Source organism: Methanosarcina sp. WH1, from assembly GCF_000970005.1.
GTDB lineage: Archaea > Halobacteriota > Methanosarcinia > Methanosarcinales > Methanosarcinaceae > Methanosarcina.
In genome coordinates, this window is record NZ_CP009504.1 from 1,661,359 (window position 1) to 1,683,365 (window position 22,007).

23 protein-coding genes and 2 pseudogenes are annotated in these 22,007 nt (G+C 42.1%); 13 read left to right on the forward strand and 12 right to left on the reverse strand.

The annotated features are described in order from the left end of the window. Positions 1–7 precede the first annotated feature (7 nt). From MSWH1_RS07345 to MSWH1_RS07365, 4 genes are all read right to left on the reverse strand, one after another. Positions 8–649 (reverse strand): cell surface lipoprotein, encoded by a 642-nt coding sequence (locus MSWH1_RS07345; RefSeq protein WP_048127377.1) that lies wholly within the window; start codon positions 647–649, stop codon positions 8–10. A gap of 369 nt (positions 650–1,018) precedes the next feature. Further along, positions 1,019–1,564 (reverse strand): hypothetical protein, encoded by a 546-nt coding sequence (locus MSWH1_RS07350; protein WP_048127379.1) that lies wholly within the window; start codon positions 1,562–1,564, stop codon positions 1,019–1,021. Between the two features lie 402 nt (positions 1,565–1,966). Then, a complete protein-coding gene (locus MSWH1_RS07360) occupies positions 1,967–3,208 on the reverse strand; it encodes an MgtC/SapB family protein (RefSeq protein WP_048127383.1) in 1,242 nt (413 codons plus the stop codon). Positions 3,209–3,655: 447 nt separating this feature from the next. Next, entirely contained in the window at positions 3,656–4,312 is a 657-nt protein-coding gene (locus tag MSWH1_RS07365) for a metallophosphoesterase (protein ID WP_048127385.1), read from the reverse strand. 159 nt (positions 4,313–4,471) lie between these two features. Here MSWH1_RS07365 and trmY point away from each other — a divergent pair, with 159 nt between their 5' ends. The 8 genes from trmY (at position 4,472) to nudC (ending at position 11,448) form a co-directional block, all read left to right on the forward strand. Then, on the forward strand, positions 4,472–5,107 hold the full coding sequence (gene trmY / locus MSWH1_RS07370) for a tRNA (pseudouridine(54)-N(1))-methyltransferase TrmY (protein ID WP_048130295.1): 636 nt from the start codon (positions 4,472–4,474) through the stop codon (positions 5,105–5,107). A 307-nt stretch (positions 5,108–5,414) separates the two neighbouring features. After that, a complete protein-coding gene (locus tag MSWH1_RS07375; protein ID WP_048127387.1) occupies positions 5,415–6,710 on the forward strand; it encodes a tRNA pseudouridine(54/55) synthase Pus10 in 1,296 nt (431 codons plus the stop codon). Between the two features lie 320 nt (positions 6,711–7,030). Next, positions 7,031–7,324 (forward strand): 50S ribosomal protein L21e, encoded by a 294-nt coding sequence (locus tag MSWH1_RS07380; RefSeq protein WP_048127389.1) that lies wholly within the window; start codon positions 7,031–7,033, stop codon positions 7,322–7,324. Positions 7,325–7,729: 405 nt separating this feature from the next. Then, entirely contained in the window at positions 7,730–8,083 is a 354-nt protein-coding gene (locus tag MSWH1_RS07385) for an RNA polymerase Rpb4 family protein (protein ID WP_048127391.1), read from the forward strand. Between the two features lie 193 nt (positions 8,084–8,276). After that, positions 8,277–9,014 (forward strand): DUF655 domain-containing protein, encoded by a 738-nt coding sequence (locus tag MSWH1_RS07390; RefSeq protein ID WP_048127393.1) that lies wholly within the window; start codon positions 8,277–8,279, stop codon positions 9,012–9,014. Between the two features lie 207 nt (positions 9,015–9,221). Further along, complete coding sequence (rsmA, locus tag MSWH1_RS07395; protein WP_231585755.1) at positions 9,222–9,944, forward strand: 16S rRNA (adenine(1518)-N(6)/adenine(1519)-N(6))-dimethyltransferase RsmA; 723 nt, start codon at positions 9,222–9,224, stop codon at positions 9,942–9,944. A gap of 3 nt (positions 9,945–9,947) precedes the next feature. Then, entirely contained in the window at positions 9,948–10,556 is a 609-nt protein-coding gene (locus MSWH1_RS07400; protein WP_048127397.1) for a HemK2/MTQ2 family protein methyltransferase, read from the forward strand. Between the two features lie 34 nt (positions 10,557–10,590). Continuing rightward, on the forward strand, positions 10,591–11,448 hold the full coding sequence (nudC, locus tag MSWH1_RS07405) for an NAD(+) diphosphatase (protein ID WP_048127399.1): 858 nt from the start codon (positions 10,591–10,593) through the stop codon (positions 11,446–11,448). A gap of 276 nt (positions 11,449–11,724) precedes the next feature. Here nudC and MSWH1_RS07410 read toward each other — a convergent pair whose 3' ends face one another. The 5 genes and pseudogenes from MSWH1_RS07410 to MSWH1_RS07430 all read right to left on the reverse strand — a co-directional run bounded on the left by MSWH1_RS07410 (position 11,725) and on the right by MSWH1_RS07430 (position 15,500). Further along, on the reverse strand, positions 11,725–12,450 hold the full coding sequence (locus MSWH1_RS07410; RefSeq protein ID WP_048127401.1) for a TetR/AcrR family transcriptional regulator: 726 nt from the start codon (positions 12,448–12,450) through the stop codon (positions 11,725–11,727). Positions 12,451–12,601: 151 nt separating this feature from the next. Further along, positions 12,602–13,402 carry an EFR1 family ferrodoxin gene (locus MSWH1_RS07415; RefSeq protein ID WP_048127403.1) on the reverse strand — a complete coding sequence of 267 codons (801 nt, stop codon included), beginning with the start codon at positions 13,400–13,402 and terminating at the stop codon, positions 12,602–12,604. 702 nt (positions 13,403–14,104) lie between these two features. Beyond that, positions 14,105–14,710: a pentapeptide repeat-containing protein gene (locus tag MSWH1_RS07420; RefSeq protein ID WP_048127405.1), complete on the reverse strand. Its 606-nt coding sequence runs from the start codon at positions 14,708–14,710 to the stop codon at positions 14,105–14,107. Between the two features lie 124 nt (positions 14,711–14,834). Next, a pseudogene (locus tag MSWH1_RS18955) lies at positions 14,835–14,966 on the reverse strand (IS630 family transposase); the annotation flags it as partial. A 321-nt stretch (positions 14,967–15,287) separates the two neighbouring features. Next, positions 15,288–15,500 (reverse strand): hypothetical protein, encoded by a 213-nt coding sequence (locus MSWH1_RS07430; protein WP_197074625.1) that lies wholly within the window; start codon positions 15,498–15,500, stop codon positions 15,288–15,290. Between the two features lie 71 nt (positions 15,501–15,571). Between MSWH1_RS07430 and rsgA the strand changes: the two genes are divergently transcribed. The 5 genes and pseudogenes from rsgA (at position 15,572) to MSWH1_RS07445 (ending at position 20,366) form a co-directional block, all read left to right on the forward strand. Next, on the forward strand, positions 15,572–15,838 hold the full coding sequence (rsgA, locus tag MSWH1_RS19975; protein ID WP_052722768.1) for a GTPase RsgA: 267 nt from the start codon (positions 15,572–15,574) through the stop codon (positions 15,836–15,838). A 71-nt stretch (positions 15,839–15,909) separates the two neighbouring features. Continuing rightward, positions 15,910–15,984: pseudogene (locus MSWH1_RS20775) on the forward strand (hypothetical protein); the annotation flags it as partial. A 36-nt stretch (positions 15,985–16,020) separates the two neighbouring features. Then, entirely contained in the window at positions 16,021–16,209 is a 189-nt protein-coding gene (locus tag MSWH1_RS19980) for a hypothetical protein (protein ID WP_052722769.1), read from the forward strand. 210 nt (positions 16,210–16,419) lie between these two features. Further along, a complete protein-coding gene (locus MSWH1_RS07440; protein WP_082088061.1) occupies positions 16,420–18,921 on the forward strand; it encodes a tetratricopeptide repeat protein in 2,502 nt (833 codons plus the stop codon). Positions 18,922–19,313: 392 nt separating this feature from the next. Next, positions 19,314–20,366, forward strand: coding sequence for a DUF362 domain-containing protein (locus MSWH1_RS07445; RefSeq protein ID WP_255350514.1), 1,053 nt, complete (start codon positions 19,314–19,316; stop codon positions 20,364–20,366). A gap of 95 nt (positions 20,367–20,461) precedes the next feature. Here the strand turns inward: MSWH1_RS07445 and MSWH1_RS07450 are convergent, their stop codons facing one another. From MSWH1_RS07450 to MSWH1_RS20785, 3 genes are all read right to left on the reverse strand, one after another. Then, positions 20,462–21,004, reverse strand: coding sequence for an Mth938-like domain-containing protein (locus tag MSWH1_RS07450; RefSeq protein ID WP_231585501.1), 543 nt, complete (start codon positions 21,002–21,004; stop codon positions 20,462–20,464). Positions 21,005–21,112: 108 nt separating this feature from the next. Next, the gene (locus tag MSWH1_RS20780; RefSeq protein WP_048127415.1) at positions 21,113–21,460 is read right to left on the reverse strand and encodes a zinc ribbon domain-containing protein; all 348 of its coding nucleotides are present in this window, start codon (positions 21,458–21,460) and stop codon (positions 21,113–21,115) included. Beyond that, on the reverse strand, positions 21,457–21,852 hold the full coding sequence (locus MSWH1_RS20785; protein ID WP_048127416.1) for a helix-turn-helix domain-containing protein: 396 nt from the start codon (positions 21,850–21,852) through the stop codon (positions 21,457–21,459). The genes MSWH1_RS20780 and MSWH1_RS20785 overlap by 4 nt, the downstream gene beginning before the upstream one ends. Positions 21,853–22,007: the final 155 nt, after the last annotated feature.

Consider the following 22,007-nt stretch of genomic DNA (forward strand, 5'->3'; position numbering starts at 1 on the left):
TGTGATATTATTTTACCGTGATGGTCATCTGCATGTTCGGATACCCGTTTGCACTGAAGCTGTAGCTTCCGTTTTCAGTGAATGTGTAGTTCAGGGTATTTCCATATCCGAGTCTTTCATCCTCAAAAAGCCCTTCCTTGCTACTCAGAGTAAAAACACCGGATTCATCGAAATTTCTCCATACAACCGAGTCCCCTACATTTACCTCCAGCTCGGAAGGAATAAAAAGATAATTCTTAAGCCTTACAAGGTACGTTTGTGACTCGTTTTCCGCAGGCTGAATTATTCCGGCTTCTCCCTCTTCGCCAGTCATGTATTCGGTTTGCTCCTCTTCAATTCCGTCCCCTGTACCCGGAGTTAATGTTTCGCCAGGTGTTCTTTCCTCTTCAGCAGCTTCTGTTTCTTGCGGTGTCTCCGCTTCCTCGAATGTTTCCGTTTCCACCAGTGTTTCCATTTCTTCTGACGTTATTGTCTCTTCTGGCGTCTGCACCTCTACAGGCAGCTGTGTTCCTTCTGGAGTGCCGCCGCCTGACCCGCCGGAATCCCTCACAGCTTCTTCTTGCTCCTGATCTCCTCCCCACCAGTTAAGGTAGCCAAACACTAACACTGACAGAACTACAAAGAGCAGAATGAGCTTTTTTATTACCATTACTTCCTCCCTGTGTAAGTTTTATTTTACACCCCAAATTTAATATAAGCCATATTGATAATAACACTTTCTTATAATAAGCTTTATTTTAAAAAATAGTTTGTTTGTAATCGATTTTGTTGTTTTACTCTGAAAAACTAATTTCTGGAAGCACAGTTAATGGCTTATTAGCTGACTTTTGCCTATAAGCCCTGTTTATTCAGGACACGGATGTAGGAAGTAATCAGAAATGGAAACGAGTGGCAAAGTTTAGAATCGAAAAAAAGTAAATTTACTGGAAAGTTTTGCTGCCTTCCAGATAAAGCCGTATATACCTTTTGAGGTATTTTATTCATCAGTTCCTTTTAAATACTTCTTCAAAAAACTTCTTCAGGGCTTGTTCACAGTTATATTGACATCCATTCTGGACTGCCCGATAACGGTGAAGTTGTAAGTCCCGGTTTCATTGAAGGTATAGACAAAGGAACGCCTGTACACAAGGCCTGTGTTCTCAAAGAGACCTTCTTCACTTGTAAGGGTAAAGACTCTCCTCGGGCTGTCCTGATAGTTAATCCAGGCGACTGTTTCTCCTTGTTTGATATCAAGGCTTGAGGGATATGCTCTATAGTTGTCCAGCCTTATAGTATAGGGAGTTTTCCTTATACTGGATGTGTTAATTGCCGGCCCTTCTTCGGTCTCATTTTCTTCCGGCATTACATCTTCTTCCTCTGTCTCCGTTACTACCGGGGTTTCAACTTCTTCCGAAGTTTCCGTCTCTGCCGGTGTTTCCGTCTCTGCCGGAGTTGCAATTTCTTCCGGGGTTACTGTTTCTTCAGGTGTAGCGTTTTCTTCCGGGGAGGGCTGTTCATTTCCAGTGCATCCCGAGAACAAAACTACACTTAAAACTAGAAGCAGAACAAATATTTTTATTTTCATATTATTCCCCACAATCATTTTTGGTTATGGAATTAGAAACTCTGCAGAAATAATTCTAAGTTTCAAATCGTTTTTTGATGCTTTGACTTTAAAATGTCTAAAGTTTACGAATATAATTGTCTGTTCTTGTTCATATAATTGTTAATGTTATTTAATCTTAAGTCCTTACTTTAATGGACTTTTATTCTTTTTTCAAACATTTAATTCATCCTGTATCTTTAAGTACATATAAATATATTTTTGTACTTTTCTTTTATAGTATCTTTTTTCCAAAGTAAAATTCTTAATAAATTTAAGTGCTTTGCTTGCATATAAAGATATTTTAGACTTGTGCAAAAACATGATCCGTATTTTAGATGACTGTGTCTTCATACCCGAAGTATTCTTTCATCTCGCTTTTTTTTACAGGCTGTTCCATAAAATTAAAGCAACAGTTCCGGTTACTGCAATGATTCCGAATGTGTTTTTTGCCAGGGAGAAGAGGCTTGCAGAACCTGAAATTTTTGAAAGCAGAATTTTATTTACAGTACTTACAAGGCTTGCAAGCACTGCAGTATTTGCTGCGACTTCGTAGGAGATATTTCCGCTTACGGCAAGGAGAGTTACAGAGACTATCACTCCGGAGCTGCTGAAAATAGCCCCTAAGGCAGTTATGTATATTCCGGCAGTTCCTGCAATGTCATAGGCAAAGTTTCCTATGATGAGAATCAGGGTAAAAGCAATGCCGAATTTAAACGCCTGATTGAGCGAGAAAGGAGATTGAATCTTAAGCTCGCCCCCGCCTACAGAGCAGAATTTCTTACTGTGCCTGATAACTATTGCTATGGAAACGGCGATAAGTACAAGCTGAGAAGGAAGCATAAACAGAGTTGTTTGGCCTGTAGGGTCAACTATAAAGGCTAATATAAGGTTTCGAATGAGCATGGAAATATTGCAGAGCAGAATTCCTGTAAGTACAGGATCGTCCATCGCCTCTGCTTTTTTTGAGAGCCCTGCAAGTGCTCCTGTAGTAGCTTCACTATTTATAAAGCCCCCGAGAAAGCCTGAATAGCACATGCCGCGTTTTGTCCCGAACTTTCTCAGGAGAACATAGCTTGAAAAACTGATAAGGGAAACAAGAATCACAATCAGAATTGCAGACCTGAGGTTTACAAGCCCGAAGAACTGTTTTTCCGGCATCACCGGATAAAGTATGAAAGCGACAGCCAGAAACTGTATGGCATTGTAAAGCTCTTCTTTTGTCAGGTTTCCTGCAAACTGGTGAAGGGGCTGCTTCTGAATCAGGAGGAAAGATACAACTATTGAAGAGACAATAGCAAACAGGCCGTAGTCATAGCCAACAAGGACACCCATCACGAAAATGAAAAAGAGAGTAATAGGACTTGTAACCCCTATCCGCTTATAGAGAAATATCTTGGAATAGGTAATTATGGAACAGATAGCTGCAAAGAAAAGCGTAGCTACGTAAACGAAGCCTATGCCTGCTGGTCCACTCACAAGAGCAACGAGCATTCCTGTTATGCAGGTTATGCTGTAACTCCTGACACCAGCAAAAATTTCATATTCAAGGCCTCTGTGCTCCCTTTCTACACCTACCATGATCCCTATCAAAAAGGCAATGGCAAGTTTTGTCAGGAAATCCACAAAAACCGGATCGAAACCGAACTCGCTAATTACGTCCGTAGCTCAACCTCTCAGATTTTTCTGGCTGTATTTCCATATACAAGCAAAATAATGTAATTAAAGTGAGTTCTATATGTTGTTAAAGTGAGTTCTATATGTTGTTAAAGTGAGTTCTATATGTTGTTAAAGTGAGTTCTATATGTTGTTAAAGTGAGTTCTTATATGTTGTTAAAGTGAGTTCTTATTTGTTAAAGACACAATATGAAGATGTAAAACAAAATATATTTTTATAGTAAGGATGTTCTTGCTGACGAATATACTCCTTAAAAAGGAAAAAGGTTAAGAGTCCACGGAAATCTCTTTAAATCTCTTTATATATGTATACTGATGACTCCGAAAACCTGAACGAACCTGGTTAATTGAGATCTGGTTTATTAAAATCTGGCTAAAACTTACTTAAAACTTACTTTATACTTCTACGAATTCAACCTCAATGGGTTTGTTTCCGGTCTCTTCAATATTTATAAGAGCGCAGGAACCTTTACAGGCTTCCCCGGGATTTACAACAACGGTTTTTCCAACCTTTTCAGTGCCTTTTGCTTCATGGATGTGCCCGCAGACAATCAGGTCAACCCTGTCCAGGAACTTCTGGATGGCTTTACTGCCCACATGTCCGAAGGGTAGCTCGTCCCTTGCTCCATGTGGAGGTGCGTGAGTCAGGAGTACTATTGTCCCGCATTCACCTGAGTTTTCGGCGGAGCAGACCATTCCTTCAAGGGCATTTTCGATTTCTTCTTCGGAAAGCTCAAAAGGGGTGTTAAAAGGAGTGGGGTTCGAGCCTCCAAGCCCGATAAACCGGATTTTTCCAATCTGCTCGGCTTTTCCGTGCAGGTTTATGGCTTTTGACTTCTCAAGGGCTTTCAGGATACTCTTCTGGTCGCAGTTCCCGGGAATTGCAAGCACGGGCTTATCAAACATTTCAGCCAGCTCTTCTGCCTTCTCATCGGGCCCGAAATTGGTAATGTCTCCGACTACCACGACAAGGTCGAATTCCCCGGCTTTTTCGATGATCTTTTTTATCTTTGAATAGTCCCCATGGGGGTCGGAAATCGCGAGTATCTTCATCCATATCCTGTCCTTATCATGCTCTTTTTTCTATGATCTGAATTATGGTTTTTAATTCTAGTTTGAATTATTGGATACAATTTCTTATACGCTTTATGTTATGTGTTTTTCTGTGAACATGCACACATCTTTTATATCCCTTACGTAATATACTGCCCCATGCGAGATATCATTATTATAGGGCATAAAGCAATGACAAGCGGCGAGTTCTCTTTAAATGACCTCCCCGGGTCTGCAGGAAGAATGGATATACTCTGCCGCTGCGTAAGCTCTGCCCTTTTCCTCTCTTTTGGAATGCGCAGGGATGTAAACGTGCACCTGCTTCTTCTGGGGGAGCCTGAACCCGGAAAAATTATCAGGTTTGAAGGGCTCCACCTGAGATACCTGAACCCGGACGAAAGAAGCAGTGGTTCGCTTATCAATAAGGCCCTTTTGAAAAATGCAACTGAACTGGATACCCGATCCACACCTGGTGTCTGGATACGTAAGGGAGACTTAAAGTCCCTGCTGGCTTCTTTTGAAGGGAGGGACTTGGTATATCTTAGAGAAGACGGCAAGGATATCAGAGAACTTGCCGGTGAAATCCGGGACCCTGTTTTTATTCTGGGAGATCACACCGGTGTTACCGAAGAAGAGGAAAAACAGCTTCTTGAAGCAGGAGCAAAAATTATTTCGGTTGGTCCAATTTCCCTTCACTCCAACCACTGCATAACTCTTATCCATAACGAACTGGACAGAGTTGAAGCAGAAAGAGGGGAAATTCCAGGAGGGGCAAACTCCAGGGCTGAGAACTGAGCTGCGATTTTTGGATCAGGTTTTAATCCAAAAAGTTATATTCCACTTCCCTGTATCAGAATAGAAACTTATCCTGATGCATCTTTTAGGGCACATGCTTCTAATTTGCGCATCACATTCATATCATCTTCCAATAATAATCTTTCAATACCATCTTTCAATACCATCTTTCAATACCATCTTTCAATACCATCTTTCAATACCATCTTTCAATATAATTTATCAATATAATCTTCCAATCCCAACCTTCAATTATCCCCTCCCGGGTCTATTTCCCGAACAAAGAGCTTAGAGAATGTGAAACCAAATGGATGTACTTGAAATTTCAAAAAAGATTCTGCACGAAGGTCCTGTCTGTGACCACTGCATGGGCCGTCAGTTTGCAAAATTATCCACAGGCCTCAGCAACAGAGAGCGCGGGCAGGCAATGAAACTCGCCCTTGTCCTTGAAGGGGACCGCATTTACAAAAGTGAAAATGATGATTCTCTCTTAAAGGAACTTGTTCCCTGCAGTGCCCTTGCAAGGAAAACTCTCAGAATCGAGGGTGAAGACGAGCAGTGCTGGGTCTGCCTTGACCAGTTCAAAAAACTGGATGAATGGGCAGATAAAGCTGCAAAAGCCCTCGAAGGGCTTGAGTACTCCACCTTCCTGGTGGGGACAAAGGTCAGCGGGCTCCTGAGTGAAAACGAAGAGATGTTATGGGCTGAGGCAGGGACTGCCTATGCCGAGCAGTTAAAGACCGAACTTAACCGGGAAGTAGGCAAGCGGATTGCAGAAAAGGTTGACAAAGAAGTGGATTTTGAAAACCCGGATATTGTGATCACCCTTGACCTTGCAACAACCAACTTCGAACTTCAGGTCCGTTCAGTATATGTTTACGGACGCTACCTCAAAAAAGTTCGCGGAATCCCGCAGACCCGCTGGCCCTGCAGGAAATGTAAGGGTAGAGGCTGTGAGAGCTGCGGGTTTACCGGCAAACAATATCCAGAATCCGTAGATGAGCTTATCAAAGGTCCCGTCATCGAAACATTTGAGGCTGTTGATACGGCTTTTCACGGTTCGGGAAGGGAAGATATAGATGCCCTGATGCTCGGAAACGGCAGACCCTTTGTGGTAGAAGCAAAATCCCCTGTAAAGCGCATGGCTGACCTTGAAATGCTTACTGCCTTAATTAATGAGAATGCTGCAGGAAAAGTTGAGGTAAGGGATCTTCGCTTTGTAGAAAAAAGCATGATTGAGATCCTGAAGAGCTCAAAGGCGGATAAAACTTATAAGCTTAAAGTTACATTTAAAGAGCCTGTTTCAGAGGAAAAGCTTAAATCCTGCCTTGAGTCTTTGAGTGGTACGGAGATCGCTCAGCAGACTCCAAAGCGTGTGGTTCACAGGCGGGCAGATCTTGTCCGGAAAAGGCACGTGCACAGCATTACGCTTGACGAGCTGACAGATAACGGTCATGCCCACATAACCGTAAACTGTGAAGGTGGGCTGTACGTCAAAGAGCTGATTTCCGGGGACGAGGGCAGGACAAACCCGAGCCTGACAGGGCTTTTAGGAGTCCCGGCGCTTGTGGAAGATCTTGATGTAGTTAACGTCGAAATTTAAGCTCCAGGCATCTGAATCTGCTTTAAATAAACGAAATCAATCCAAATAGTTTGAATCAATCCAAATAGTTTGAATCAATCCAAATAGTTTGAATCAATCCAAATAGTTTGAATCAATCCAAACAATTTGACTCGATCTAATCTAAATCAATCTGGATTTCAATCTGAATCAGTTTCATTAGCCGGTCGGGCCACAGGGAAAGAGTGGCTTAATGAACGGTTCATTTAAATAACATCCATCTTATTTAGAGGAAAATCAATTATTAAAGAGAAACTTTATTAGAGAGAAACTAATCGAGCATTCTAACGGAGGAACATGCGATGACAAATTCCCACGGTGAAAAACGCTGCACAAGGTACAAATTACAGAAGACGGTTCGTGAAAGAGGAATTTCCCCTATAAGCAGGGCAATTCAGGAATTCAAAGAAGGGCAGATGGTCCACATTGACATCGACCCAAGCATCCAGAAAGGTATGCCAAATCCAAAGTTTCAGGGTTCTACCGGGAAGGTTATCGGGCAGCGCGGTCGCTCATATGTGCTGGCAGTCCGCAACGGAAACGCAATGAAGGAAGTATTTTCCCTTCCCCAGCACCTGAAACCTCAGAAGTACTGATTCCTAGCAAGGCAGTTAGGTTTTTACAACCTAATCTTCCTTTTTACTCTGGGATTTAAGGTCTGCAGGCTTCTAACCGGAGGTTTAAAATTCTACCAGAAATTCCGGCAAATAACAACCTTATTTACGGCCCTTTTAAAAATTAGTCTATTATCCTGGAAAAGGAACATCTATAATTATGGAACATCTATAATTATATATCATTTGTATTACATATAGCTGAGATAGTTCAGGATAACGTTATTCATTATTCAATAACAGTTCCGGCTTATCGGGCGCATGTCGGGTACTGAAAGGCATAAAATGCCAACTGCAGGAATCAGAGCTCACAATGAAGCAGTAGAAAAGATTGCTCTGTAAGGAAATACAACTACCTGAAATTTTAATTCAAAAGAGTGTATTCCAATGATAGTTAAGGAAGTCATCAACGAAGAGTTATTGACATTGGCCGAGGTCAAGGATATACTTTCCGGGATCGCTGACGAGCGCAGAGAGCAGGGGCTCGAGGTTGCATACAGTTTCAGAAAAGCCCTGCATCATGCGGAACAGTTCTCTAAAATTAATGGGGAGAAAGCAAGAGAACTTGTTAATAAGTTACTTGAGCTTGAAAAAATGAAGCCCGTTATTGCGATAAGGATAGCAGACATTCTGCCTCAATCCAGAGATGAACTCAGGTCAATCTATGCGAAAGAAAAGTACACCCTGAGCAATGAAGAGCTGGATCAAATTCTGGACTATGTATTCGTGGCTATGGAATAATTAAAAAGTAAAGAGAATAAGCTATATAACAGTTTATCTTGTTATTCATGAGGGAATTATCCGAAATCTGGTTAGAGTACTTTTAAGTATCAAGGGAGTACCCTGACCTGAAAAATTTAGCAGCAGAGGATTCCCCGGTTCTCTAAGATCAGATCTTAATGGGGTTTCATATTTATCGATAGGATGGGTGCTGATGGTAGTAGAGAAGTCGCAATCAGGTAGACCGTATACTGGCAGGTCGTCTGCCGAAAGACCTTCTTCTGGCAGCAGACGGCCGGCAGGCAAACCGCAATATGAAAGGCAGTCAGAAAGAGCTCCGCGCTCATCCGGAAAAACCATGGAGAATTCACAGGACAGGGAGGAATATGTATGGGTCCTCGATTATCTTCCCTATGGAAAATCCGTTGACGGCACGTCAACGTTCCAGAAAAAACCTCTTGTGCAGGCTGTAGGGGATAAAAAATTTACTCTTATGGAACTGGTCCCAAAATCCGGTGTAATTCCTGAAATCCAGTCAAGAGTCTACATCGGGCCTGGAGACAGGAATGAAATAGACCACGTAAAACAGAGGATAGGGTATTCTGACCTTACTACCGGAGCAAACCTCGAATTGCCCTTTATCCTTGAAGCCTGTGTCAGGCACAAAGAAGAGAGGTTCGTAAAGTTCTTCAACGAAGCCCATTCCATTACAACCCGCTTGCATATGCTTGAACTCCTTCCCGGGATAGGAAAAAAACTCATGTGGTCTATCATTGATGAACATAAGAAAGGGGACTTTAAGAGCTTTCAGGATATCCGCGAGAGAATCCCGAGTCTTCATGACCCTGTTAAAGTCATTTCCCACAGGATTATAGAAGAACTCAAGGATGATTTCATTAAGTACAGGCTTTTCACCGTCCCTCCTCGCCGCCAGGGCTCGAGCGATCGGTGAAATATTTCCTTTCTTTTTTTAACCCCTTTTCTGGTATAGGACTTCTGAAGGTTCAGTTTTTGAGAATTTATCCAAATATTATCTATTAAAAACACTTAATCTACTCAGGAGGTTTCAGCCCTGGTTCGTTCCATTCTCAAAAAGTACAACATAAAAGGAGGCACCTTTGACCAGCACTTCCTTATTGATATCGGTTACCTGGACCGAATAGTTGCTGCTGCTGAACTAAGCCCGCAGGATACGGTTCTTGAAATCGGGGCAGGAATAGGAAACCTTACCGAACGGCTTGCAAGGCGAGCAAAAAAGGTAATTGCAGTCGAGCTTGACCCTGCCCTTGTTTCAGTCCTGCATGACCGTTTCGATAAAGCAGAAAATGTGGAGATTATCGCAGGTGATGCCCTGAAAGTCGAGTTTCCAGAGTTTGACAGGGTTGTTTCAAACCTCCCCTATTCCATCTCCTCGGAAATCACCTTCAAGCTCCTGCGCCGCAAATTCAAACTTGGGATTCTTATGTACCAGTACGAGTTCGCAGCCCGCATGGTCTCTCCTCCGGACTGCAAGGACTACTCCCGCCTTACGGTCGATACATATTACTTTGCCGATGCTTCCATCCTCATGAAAGTTCCAAAAGGCGTCTTTCAGCCAGCACCTGAAGTAGATTCTGCAGTTGTCAAGCTGATTCCCCGCCCGGCTCCATTCGAAGTCCGCGACGAAGCTTTCTTTCTTGAATTTGTGGCTGCAGTCTTCAGCCAGCGCCGAAAAAAATTGAGGAATTCGATCCTGAACACAAATCATGTGCTCAAAATCCCGGAAGTCAAAGAGGTTGTAAGCCAGCTCCCTGAAAATTTCATGAACAAAAGGGCTGAAAACCTTACTCCTGAAGAGCTTGCAAGCATTGCAAACATGATTTTTGACCTCAAATCCAGATAATCCATGGTTGAAATACAATACAAAAACACCCGGGTCAAACTCGGAGCCACAGACCTTGTCTACGAGCCTGCAGAAGACTCCTTCCTGCTTGCTGACGCGGTCCTTGATGAAGCAGAGCCAGGTATGCGTATCCTGGAAATCGGGGCAGGCTCGGGTTTTGTATCTGCCGTGCTAAGGGCAAATGTGACGGGTGTCCGCGTATTTGCAACCGAGATCAACCCGCATGCTGCCCGCTGTGCAAAAGTAAATGGGGTTGAGGTCATCCTCACAGACCTTTTCAGAGGCCTGAAGCCGGAAAGCCAGAAAACCTCTTTTGACCTCATCATCTTTAACCCGCCCTACCTCCCTACTTCCAAAGAAGAAAAAATCCCAGGCTGGTTAAATTATGCTTTTGACGGCGGAGCCAGCGGGCGGGAAACCCTTGACCGTTTTTTAGATGAAGTCAGGAACTACCTGAAACCCCGAGGAAAAATTCTGGTGTTGATCTCTTCGATTACCGGGATGGAAGCAGTGAAGGAGAAGATGGGGAAACTGGGGTTTGAGGTCGATGTTGTGGGGAGAAAAAAGGTTTCTTTTGAGGAATTGATGGTAGTCAGAGGGAAACTCCTGTAATCATATATAGAACAAAACCCAATAGATGAGCATTATGACCCCTACAAACAGGGAAAATCCCACTTACCCGAAATTCATCTTAGGCGTAGAACCACCAGCCGGAAGGACCGAAAAGGCTCTCTGGTTCATTTTCCGGGGCCGTGACATTCTTCTGAAAGTCAGAAAAAACCCCGGAGCTATTCCAAAGCTCCTGGACTTTGGGGAGTTCGGGCTTCCTGCAGTAAGGGAACAGTACCTTGGTATGCTTGAGGGGACACACTGCTACTCTGTGGAGCTGCCTGCAGATGCGAAGGCTCCGGAGGGGATGGAATTTGTCGACCTCAGAAAGGCACATTCGGAGATCAGTGAAGGGTGCTTTGAACTTGTGAATAAGGCAGTGCAGGTAGTGGAATGGGACCGGACAAACCAGTTCTGCAGCCGCTGCGGAACAAAGACCGTGCAGAAACCCGGAGAAAGAGGAAAAGAATGCCCCTCCTGCGGAGAACTTTTCTATCCCAGGATTTCGCCTGCTATAATCGTGCTTATCAGAAAGGGTCATGAGGTTTTGCTTGCAAGGTCCCCGAATTTCCCTCCCGGTGTGTACAGCCTGATAGCCGGTTTTGTCGAGCCCGGAGAAACGGCCGAGACGGCAGTTGCAAGAGAAGTCTGGGAGGAAGTCGGGCTCAAAGTAAAAAACATAACTTACTTCGGAACGCAGGCCTGGCCTTTTCCGAACTCCCTCATGATCGGCTTTACCGCAGAATATGATTCCGGGGACATCCGGCCTGACGGGTTTGAAATTGAGGATGCAAAATGGTTTTCGGTAGAAGATTTGCCTGCTCTGCCCGGAAAGATCAGTATTTCAAGGAAACTGATTGACCATTTCCTTAAAGAAGAAGGGTTGGAAGTTTAAGACGGGTTCATATTTGATTCAGAGTTTTCTTCATCCTGCTGTGACCTTTTTCTATTCTTCTTTCTTTTTTGTTTAGGAGGCATTTGTAGAGAGAACCGCTCCACCTCCGGATAATTTTATTGGTATACTTTTATTGGTATACTTTTATTGGTATACTTTTATTGGTATACTTTTATGATCTCGGGCTGAATTCGCCTGTCTCGTATGGAACAGGTGGGAATCAAGAATATAAAATGTTACAGAGGTGAAAAAATTCAACCTCGAATTCTAAAAAATTTAAGATTTTTCTCTCTTTTTCTTCTCAGGTGCCACAGGCTCGGTTAAAAAGAATCCAAATGATGCGAAATCTTTGACATCCATTTTGTGAGATTCCTCCCCGGAAGAGATAGCAGGAGTAATGAACCGGAAAAACTCACTGGCAAACTGTTCGTAGCTGAATCCTTCCGCCTCGATCACCAGTTTCCATTTATTTTCCATTGACAGGATACCCATGAAGGAGATCATAAGGTACATCGAGGTCAGGAACGGATCGAGATCGGCCCGGATTGTACCGTCATCGATACCCTCCCGGATCGCATCCCGCAGGATCAGACGGCAGGTACCATATCCCTTTCCAATCTCTGCGGTACACGGGTTCTCTCTGGAAAAACGCTCAGAACCGTAAAAATGGATAATTCGGAGATAATCGGGGTATTCCTGTGAAAACTGGTAATAAACCTGGCCCATCAGGGCTACCTTGACAATACCTGGAACCTGTTTCTCCATGCATTCCGTGTATTTTTTTTTAAGGATCTGGATACCACGGAGTACAATAGTTGCGAAAAGTGTCTCCTTATTTTTAAAATATAGATAAATGGTAGCCTTATTCAGTTCGACCTCGCGGGCGATGTCTTCCATGGAAACATCTTCATAACTTCGAGTAAAAAAGAGACGTTCGGCTGCCTCGATGATCTCGATCTTTCGCTGTTCTTTTTCTCGTTGTCTTCTATCGGCGATTCCCATAGTTCCACTCCACCTGATCCATATTCACAAGCCCACATTTACATTATGATTGTTAGTTATGTGATTCAAGAAATGAATGTATTCCAATTTTCCACTTTTACCAATCGGGATATATTCTGGATATATTCGGGATCTATTTGGGATATATTCATTAAATAAAACATTCAGGCTCCTTTCTTTGGCTATAGAGCGTATGGAGACGCACTGATGCGTCTTTGACCAGCCCGGGTTTCATCGATCTGGCGTTTTGAGGACAGTTCTTGATACATGCACAACACGTGATGCATTTTCCCGTATCAATCAAATTGCTATTTTCTGGATCGATAGCCCCAGTAGGACACAGCTCCGCACAGGTCCCACACTGTGTACACTCATCATTGACTGCGATAAAATCAACAATCCATAGTTTTGCATCTCTTCTATAAGGGTAAGTGCCAGGCACCTGCACATCAGAGATCTGAGAAATTGCTGAAACAGATTGCAGTTTTTCACGTATTTTCCGTCCAAATTCTTCTGCATGGAGTAAATCATCCTCATCGGGACGTCCCTCGGCTGTTGGCATCTCGGAATTTGAGAATGAGTGTTCCCCGATATATCCTGCACAGGCAATGGGAATACACCCACATTTCGTTACAATATTTTTTAGTTCGAGTAATGCATCGTCATATTCCCTATTGCCATAAACCACAACACAAACCGTCGGTGTATTATGAGCTTGAATTGAATTCAGCCATTCATTTAATAATGCCGGCACTCTCCCCATATAAACGGGAACTCCAAGTACAAGCAGTTCATTTTCCGAGGTCATTAACGGTTGTTTTCTTGCATCCGGTCTGGTAATGTCAATTAATTCCGTGGTGCCTGGATTAATACCATGTGCAATGCCCTGAACAACCGTTTTTGTTGTTCCGGTTGGTGAAAAATAAACTAATTTTACAGATTCCATTTTCATTTTATTTACTCCATTTATTGTGTACTCTAAGTTCATTTGTAACTATTGGTGATTAAATAACCACTGGTTAATTTATAACTATTGGTTAGTTTATAACTATTGGTTAGTTTATAACTATTGGTTAGTTTATAACTATTGATTGGTTTATAATTATTGGTTAATTTATAACTATTAGTTAGTTTCCAAGTAGTTCTCAGGAAAAAAATATGAACCTATCCGAAAAGTCAGTAATGCATGTTGAAAAGTCACAATAAGCCTATAATATCAGAGTATCCATTTCGATTATAATATCAGAGTATCCATTTCGATTATAATATCAGAGTATCCATTTCGATTATAATATCAGAGTATCCATTTCGATTATAATATCAGAGTATCCATTTCGATTATAATATCAGAGTATCCATTTCGATTATAATATCAGAGTATCCATTTCGATTTTACATATTGCATATTGTAAAAGTTACAGTAGGTGACCACTTTTCAGATAGGTGCTAAGATAACAGAACTATTTTCGATAGTAAATGTTCCCATGCAGAGCACAATCAAGAAGTTTGTACAACTGGCAACCGTAACGGTAGAAAATCAAAAAGAACCTTTTATGGGACCTGTTAAAACGATATATAAAAGCATTGCTTTCCCTGGCAGACATTGGAAAGATCCATTCATTTCTCCTCTGATTTATGTGAGCGAGTCAATGCTTTACACAATTCTGATTCCCAGAATCCGCGCAGCAAGTTCTATTGCTTGCCCGGCATTGACTATAGCCCCTCTGAGTTCATTGCGTGTATCGGATACTGTTATTCCATCAATGATACAATCCGATATGTCGATGTCTTCGAGTAAGGTTTTAAAAAAATCAGCTCCTGTGAAATTTACCGCTTTCAGTGTGGGCTTCTTTAACCGAATCTCGGATAAGAAGGCTTCCGTAAAATTGCAGTCACGAATGGTGCAGTTCTCCAATACGGAACTTGAAAAATCTGCATATCGAAAGGAACCGTCCTCTAAAGAAGTTTCTTTTATTTGGCTCTTGCTGAAGTTACTGCCATCACCCTTGCACGTTAAAATTTTGGAGCCTTTCCAGTAGCTTTCCATAAAAATGCAATTCGCAAAATTACAATTCTCAAACACCGAATTGTAAAAGCTGGCTTTTGAAAAATCACATTTGCTGAACTGACATTGTATAAACTGTATCGATTCAAATTCTATCCTTACGATATCGATGTCCGAAAGTATCTCGCCTTCAAAGCGCGTCCTTTCTACATAATTGTCATCAGAGTGTGCGGCTATAATTCTGCTTTCCAACATGTTTCTATCTCCACATACTGATGTTTCCAACTGATTATACTGGTGTCATGGCAACTTAATTAGGGTGCATTGATATTTAGACATTTTCTCATCAGTAATTTTTCTCGTATATTTCCAGTTGATCTTTGGTTACCTGAGTCACCCTTTTTCCTGCTTTGAATTCCACCGCCATGAATACATTTGCTGTTCCATTCCTAATATATCCATAATCATATTTTTCGGGACTTCCAGATTTCATCGGAATGGCTTTCCTCTTTAATAAAAAAAGCACCATTATCTGTGTTTGAATTGAAGAAAAATGGATTAGTGGTGTTGAATTAGCGCTATTTTGACTCCATTTGGGTCTTCTAAGAAAGTAATGGTCCCAACTGTTATTGGTATGGGTTTCATAGTGATTTTGGCACCTTTAGATTTAAGTTCTTTAATTGTGGCGTTGCGTATTTAACTTTCATATTATCACCATATGAATACTGTTTATCATTATTTATTAATGTTGAATTTGGATTGTTCCTTTCAAAACAGGATTCAAGGAAGTAGTTTTTGAGTTTTGGGATCAGTTTGGCATGAAATTACATTACTATTTATTTTTCACGTCCTCTTTCCTTTCTTTTTTCCCAAAAGCTACCCCTAAAACTATTCCAAGTGCAGGTCCGAGAGCAATTCCCAGGCCTATATTGTCTATCAGAATGCCAATTATCACACCAAATAACATGCCAAATGCGATCCCGGAGCCTATTGGATCTTCTTTTTCGTTTTCTTTATTATTCTCATTCATTCTTACTCTTTCCAATACTTCTCTTTATTTCTATAAAAAGGGTTTGAAATAGAGGCAAGCAGCCGGTTGTAGGGGATTTTGTCGTTTTGTTTGACCAGCCTGAGACTGGTTCACGCATGGTTGTGAATATCCTGCCCCGAAGAACCTGCCTTTCAAGAGGTGCAGCAGGAGGCGGGGGCGGGGAGCAGGTAATTGCTGCAAATCTCGATACCATCTTTATCGTTACTTCTGTGGGGAAGGACCTCAACCTTCGAAGGCTAGAAAGGTATCTTGCTATTGTATATTCTTCCGGGGCAAGCTCTGTGATTTTACTTAACAAAATTGACCTTGAAGATAACCCAACCGGTTGGTAGAAATAATTTTGGTCATTGCAGGGAACGTGTCGATAATTCCCTTAAGTGCTCTCTAAAAAATAGGGCTTGATATCCTCAGCCCATATCTTAATCCTGGGGGAACGGTTGTACTCGTAGGTTCTTCAAGGATCGGAAAATCCACAATTATCAACGCTTTTCTTGGGGAAGTCGTTCAGAAGACAGTGAATATCCGAAAAGACGATGAGAAAGAACCGGGTTGTGCTGTCCTGAAGGCTGTAAGGGATGGGTTTATTCCTGAAGAGCGGCTGGAGAGCTATCACAGGTTAACTAACAAACTTGCATTCCAGTCAAAAAAGACAGAAATAGGGCTGAAACGGCTTGAAATGGAAAGATTCAGAGAAATTTTTTAAATTTTCATAGCTTCGGCGTGCTGCATGAAAACTTACCGAAATTACAAAATTGCTCACGTAAATCAAATTAGAAAGAAGCATTTACAGAAGTTCTAACCTTAACTTTAGGCGGGAAATCTCCCTTCCTCGACCCCAATAGAAGCAGGGGGTAGTTTACATTGAAACTTCCCGGACCTACAATTATTATATGAAAAAACCTATGCTATTTCTATGTCAAGGAAGCTACATGATTCTGCTTTTCGCTTATTGAAGAAAGCAGCCGACGAAATCGATAAAGAGCGATATAAAAAGGCCTTTGAAAGCCTTGATAAGGCCGAAAAAATCGCAGAAGAAGTAAAGGATCCAGAGATCTCATACAACCTCCTGTTTTTTAAAGGTTTTGCAAAATACAGAATTGATGAACTCGAAGAGTCGCTTGTACTTTTAGGAAAGGCACTGGAGATTAGCTGGGAGCTTTTTTCGAAAGAGCCGGAAAGGGAAGATTACCGGTCTTTTATAGGAGAAACTATTGGAAGCATTGGAGATGTCCTTTCGGCGCTTGAAGATCCCGAAAAATCAAAAGAATACATCTCTCAAATGAAAGGGATATTTGAAAAAGCGGTCCTGGGCTTTGAGAATTTATTGGAATCCGATCCCGAAAATCCAGGGTACCTGGAAAAGTTCCTGGAAACGATCGAACACATAGGGCTCTGTTTTGAAGTAGGAGAATTAATCGAAGACGCAGCACCACTTTTTGATAAAAAATTCGATGTCATTGAGAAACTTATCAAAAGTGAAACTGAAATGTTCGAACACCTCAGCAGCCTTGATGATTCGCTTATGAACTTTGGAAGTCTCTGCGAGGAAAAGGGATATTTAGAAGAGGCGAAGCATGTTTATGACCGGGCAATAGAGATTTACGGAAAAGTCCTCAAAAAAGACCCTGAAAATACTGAAACCAAAGTTTACCTGAGCTACGCATACCGTTATCTTGCCGATATGTATTCGGACCTGGAAAATCTCGAAAAGGCAGAGGAGTGCTATAAAAAAGCATTGGGCCTGCTGGAAAGCGAGATAGAAAATAAGCCTGAAAATATCCCGGTTTCTGAAAATATTGAAGTTTCTGAAAACACTCCATTTTCCAAAAACATTCCGTTTTTTATGGTTCTTGCAGATATGTACAAGGATTCAGGCTTAATATTTTCAGACACGGAATATACCACAAAATCCAGGGACTACTATACGAAAGCAAGGGAAATTTTCCGGGGACTGATGGATAAATACCCGGACCTGTTTGGAGACGATAAAAACCTTGCCAGTTCTTTAGAGGAACTTGCAGAGCTGTTTTCGGATATTGGAGACCTTGAAAGTGCAGAAACCTGCTATAAGGACGAATTACAGGTCTATGAAAACCTGCTGCAAAAAGAACCTGAAAACCCTGAATATTCCCTGAAGCTTTCCGATGTCTACCGGGAGCTTGGGGACCTTTTTGCGGAAGAAGAGGGACTTGAAAAGGCAAAGGCTTATTATGAGAAGGAAATCGAAATCTACGAAAACCTTCACCCCACGGATGCCGATAAACTCATGTTAGAAGCTAATAAGGCTGATACCTGGAACCAGATAGGAAATCTCTATGCAGAAGAGGAACCTGAAACTGCAGTTCAGTACCATGAAAGGGCTCTCCCTGTATTTCAAGAAGCCTTTGAATCAGATCCTGAAAACGAGTTTTTCCATGAGGGACTGCTCGAATCACTGACCACTCTAGGACTGCTGTTCAAAAACAATCGAGAATTCGGAAAAGCACTCAGGGTGTATGAAAGGGTCCTGGAAGTCCAGAAACAGCTCCTTGAACTGATGCCTCCGGAAAGCAGCCATGAGATGGAACATGATCATGACCATGATTACGATCTGGAACATGATCACGATCTGGAGCATGATCACGATCTGGAGCATGATCACGATCTGGAACATGAACATGAACTTTATCTGGATATGGAAACTACATACTTTGAACTTGGAGTGCTGCATTCCGAACTTGGGGACGAGGAAAAAGCAGTGGAATATCACAGGCAGGCACTTGAAAGATTTGATCAAATAATTGCTGAACAGTTTGAGGACCCGGAACTCACAATCCTTACATCAGGGAAAGCATTCTTATTAGGAATGTCCCTCCTTGAAAAACTGGAGTCCGAAGAGAAAGACTCAAGCGTTGCCAGAAAATACTATGAACTTGCCCTCAAAACCGTTGAAAAATTATATGAAACCTATCCGATGAACCTGGGGCTTCAAAAGATGCTTGCCAGTTTTGCCGAACAAATCGGGGACATATATAGGGATGTCGATAAACTGGAAGAAACAATTCCGGAATACGAATATGCATACAAAAACCTCAAAATCCTGTCTGAAAAAGATCCTGAAAACTCTTTGTACCTCCATCATATGTTTGGAGCTCTGAATAATCTCGGGATCGGATATTCGGTTATGGATCAACAGGAAAAAGGAAAAGAGTGCTTTGAAAAAGCCTTTGACCTTAACGAACGCTTGGCAAAATCCACTCCTGAAGACCTTGGTTCCCTGAAAAGGAGTTTTATGCTTTTCAACAACTACGCAAATCTCCTTGAAGGAATGGATGACTCCGAAACTGCAGAAGAATACCGTAAAAAAGTTGAAGAGATCAACGCAAAACTGGCTGAAGAAGACCCGGAGTGGGATTCCTCGCTCGAAGAGCTCTAATCTCGAAAGCATAGAAATCTGCGGGCACTCGCTGCCCATTCTCTTTTTTTAATCAGCCTCTGAAAATATCGGAAATTTACGGGAAAGCCGTAAGATAAAGTATATTTTGAAACTTATTTTTAAAGCAGGCAAGATTCATCAGGAATCTGAGAACTCAATTGATAGCCACCTTATTTTCCTGATTTTTGGTTGGGGGATAGAATGTTAAACAGAAGAGCAGCATTTTTTCTTTTTCACCTGACAGCGCAATGCCTAAAAGCAAAAACCCCTTTCTTAATTATACTTTTGCGGACAAAGGAATGCTAATTCAATTCATTTTCATGGGAGGTATTTAAACGGTAAGCAAAGTCTATTTCGCAAACCTGAGGGCAAAGAACCCGCAGGAAAACACGATAAGCAAGATCCAGAATCTTTTTGACGAGGCAGGTTTTGTAGAACTTTTAGGGGTAGACGACCTGACGGCAATCAAGGTTCATTTCGGAGAATACGGAAACGATGGTTACATCAACCCGGTCTTTGTCCGGCAGGTGGCAGAAAAGATCCGGGGAGCCGGAGCAAAACCTTTTGTTACGGACACAAATACCCTTTATTCCGGGAGCCGGCATAATGCAGTCGACCACCTGACAACAGCCATTGAACACGGGTTTGATTACTCGGTAGTCCGGGCTCCGCTCATAATCTCGGATGGGCTCAGGAGCCAGAATATCGCAGAGGTCGAGATCAGGCAGAAGCACTTCAAGACCGTGAAAATAGGGTCCGACATCGTTGCAGCCGACTCCATGATTGTGATGTCTCATTTCAAGGGGCATATCATGGCAGGCTTTGGAGGTGCGATTAAGAACCTGGCAATGGGTTGTGCGCCCGCGGCAGGCAAAAAGGACCAGCACTACCCGACAAGCCCGTACGTTGTCGAAGCAAAGTGCATCGGCTGCGGGAGATGCGTGGAAATCTGCCCTGTGGGAGCAGCATCCCTCGAAGGGGATGTTTCCAGGATCGACCCCGGTGTCTGCATCAGCTGCGGGCAGTGTATGGAGGTCTGTCCGGAAAATGCTATCGACCTTAACTGGGAAGAAGGCATTCCCGAGTTCCTGGAGTGCCTGACCGAATATGCATACGGCGCCGTAAAAGAAAAAGAGGGAAGGGTAGGCTATATCAATTTCCTGCTCAAAATCACCCCGGATTGCGACTGTGTGCCATGGAGCGACGCCCCAATCGTGCCTGATATAGGCATCCTTGCATCAACTGACCCCGTTGCCCTGGACCAGGCAAGTTACGACCTTGTGAACAGGCAAAAAGGACTTGTGGGCTCTTCTCTGCATTGCAACCACGAAGCTGGGGCTGATAAGTTCAAAGGAGCCTGGCCTAAAATTGACGGCACCCACCAGCTTGAATATGCTGAAAAAATCGGGCTTGGAAGCAGGAATTACGATATTGTCGAGATTTGAGTAAATGATGTTTGAGTAAATGATGTTTGAGTTTGTTTGATTACTCATTCTCATTATTTTTTTAATTTTTTGTGCTTTTATGAGGGGAGAATAACTCAGCAGGTCACATGAAACATTGCAATTACCCTGCCTTTGTCTTTGTTCCAGAGTTTGATTGCTTTAGGGGTTGGAAGGAGTTTTACCTTGCAGTCTTTTTTCCTGAAATATTTCTTTGCTTTTTTCGAAAGCTCCACATACCCGGTCTGTCCAGTCCCCATGATAAACTTCTCTGCCCCCTTTTCGTAGATGTATTTCGCTTCGGCAAGCGAGATTTTATGGGACGTCCCGTAGAGTTTTTTCGAGAGCTTTTTCCTGCGCTTTTCGACTTTTCCGTCAAGGCGAATGAGGATGTCGTACCCGAATGTATTTCTTTTGACCGTAATCGAACCGAAACTTGTGGAATTGATCTCTGGTTTCATGATATCTCCTTTCAAAACAAAAAGATCTGTTCCGGATACAGTAACAAGGGCTTCTGCAGGAACAAAATCCTCTGCAGGAAGAGAAGACTGCAGGCAATATTGTTTATGAGACCACAGGCTTATTACCCTGCAGGAAACAAATGCACAGCACAAACAGGATACAATATTGCTATCACTCATTTCCGTGAACTATCCCTCCCTAAAACTTTTGCTTAATAGTTCAAGTTTTTGAGGGAGGAGCTTCCTGCTTCATACCTGGCGGTTGCCGTTTTTTTCAAGTCCACAGGCTCAAACTGTAGTCCCTACAGCAATTTTCTTAATATTGATAGCGGCATTAATGTCTCTATCATGCGTATTTTTGCAATCAGGGCATTGCCACTCTCTAATATCTAAACTTAATTCTTTAAGTTTGTAACCACAAACGTTACAGGTTTTAGAGGAAGGTTCAAACATACCTATCTTTAGTATTGTTTTTCCTACCCATTCAGCTTTGTACGTTAATTTCAGTACGAAAGAATACCATGCTGAATCACTGATAATCTGAGCTAATTTTTCTGGAAGTTTTTCTCCATCATTAGTTAGAAAACTTATGTAGTATTTTCCTGTTGGTGTTCTGGATATAGTTATAGTTTTCAAATTTCCTTTGCTAATTTCCCTATGCATCTTAACCTTAATCCAACCAAACTTAGGCAACAAAACTTTGGAAACAAAACTTTGGAAATAGATGTATCAAGACTATAGTGTTGAGGAATCTGAAAGGAAAAATGGTGATCTTTTTTCTTTTTCTTTTGAGGATACCCAAATCCAAAATTAAAGAAGTTTGTAAAAGCTTTATTCAGATTTCTACTTGCTTGTTGCAATGCTCCTGCATTAACTTCTTTCAACCAGGGATACACTTCTTTCAAAATTAAGAGGTGATTATTAAGGTTAAACTCCGAGAGACTTATTCTGAATTTTTTATACATTAACGATTTGATTTCAAGGAGTTTATTATAGACAAAACGACAGCTACCGAAGTGTTTTTCCATAAGGGCTTTTTGCTCCTTATTAGGGTGAATTCGGTATCTGTTACCTCGAAGCATCTTTATAATATACTCTTTGTAACTATATGGAGATATATGAAATTATTATCTTCGGATTGTGGGGAAGTTTACGCTCTCATCTCCCACCTGTCCAATCTGGT

What these genes read in the sequence shown, in the direction of transcription:
- MSWH1_RS07345 (WP_048127377.1), bottom strand. Translation starts at nt 649, where the DNA reads ATGGTAATAAAAAAGCTCATTCTGCTCTTTGTAGTTCTGTCAGTGTTA.
- MSWH1_RS07350 (WP_048127379.1), bottom strand. Translation starts at nt 1,564, where the DNA reads ATGAAAATAAAAATATTTGTTCTGCTTCTAGTTTTAAGTGTAGTTTTG.
- MSWH1_RS07365 (WP_048127385.1), bottom strand. Translation starts at nt 4,312, where the DNA reads ATGAAGATACTCGCGATTTCCGACCCCCATGGGGACTATTCAAAGATA.
- trmY (WP_048130295.1), top strand. Translation starts at nt 4,472, where the DNA reads ATGCGAGATATCATTATTATAGGGCATAAAGCAATGACAAGCGGCGAG.
- MSWH1_RS07375 (WP_048127387.1), top strand. Translation starts at nt 5,415, where the DNA reads ATGGATGTACTTGAAATTTCAAAAAAGATTCTGCACGAAGGTCCTGTC.
- MSWH1_RS07380 (WP_048127389.1), top strand. Translation starts at nt 7,031, where the DNA reads ATGACAAATTCCCACGGTGAAAAACGCTGCACAAGGTACAAATTACAG.
- MSWH1_RS07385 (WP_048127391.1), top strand. Translation starts at nt 7,730, where the DNA reads ATGATAGTTAAGGAAGTCATCAACGAAGAGTTATTGACATTGGCCGAG.
- MSWH1_RS07390 (WP_048127393.1), top strand. Translation starts at nt 8,277, where the DNA reads ATGGTAGTAGAGAAGTCGCAATCAGGTAGACCGTATACTGGCAGGTCG.
- MSWH1_RS07400 (WP_048127397.1), top strand. Translation starts at nt 9,948, where the DNA reads ATGGTTGAAATACAATACAAAAACACCCGGGTCAAACTCGGAGCCACA.
- nudC (WP_048127399.1), top strand. Translation starts at nt 10,591, where the DNA reads ATGACCCCTACAAACAGGGAAAATCCCACTTACCCGAAATTCATCTTA.
- MSWH1_RS07410 (WP_048127401.1), bottom strand. Translation starts at nt 12,450, where the DNA reads ATGGGAATCGCCGATAGAAGACAACGAGAAAAAGAACAGCGAAAGATC.
- MSWH1_RS07415 (WP_048127403.1), bottom strand. Translation starts at nt 13,402, where the DNA reads ATGAAAATGGAATCTGTAAAATTAGTTTATTTTTCACCAACCGGAACA.
- MSWH1_RS07420 (WP_048127405.1), bottom strand. Translation starts at nt 14,710, where the DNA reads ATGTTGGAAAGCAGAATTATAGCCGCACACTCTGATGACAATTATGTA.
- MSWH1_RS07440 (WP_082088061.1), top strand. Translation starts at nt 16,420, where the DNA reads ATGTCAAGGAAGCTACATGATTCTGCTTTTCGCTTATTGAAGAAAGCA.
- MSWH1_RS07450 (WP_231585501.1), bottom strand. Translation starts at nt 21,004, where the DNA reads ATGAGTGATAGCAATATTGTATCCTGTTTGTGCTGTGCATTTGTTTCC.
- MSWH1_RS20785 (WP_048127416.1), bottom strand. Translation starts at nt 21,852, where the DNA reads ATGGAAAAACACTTCGGTAGCTGTCGTTTTGTCTATAATAAACTCCTT.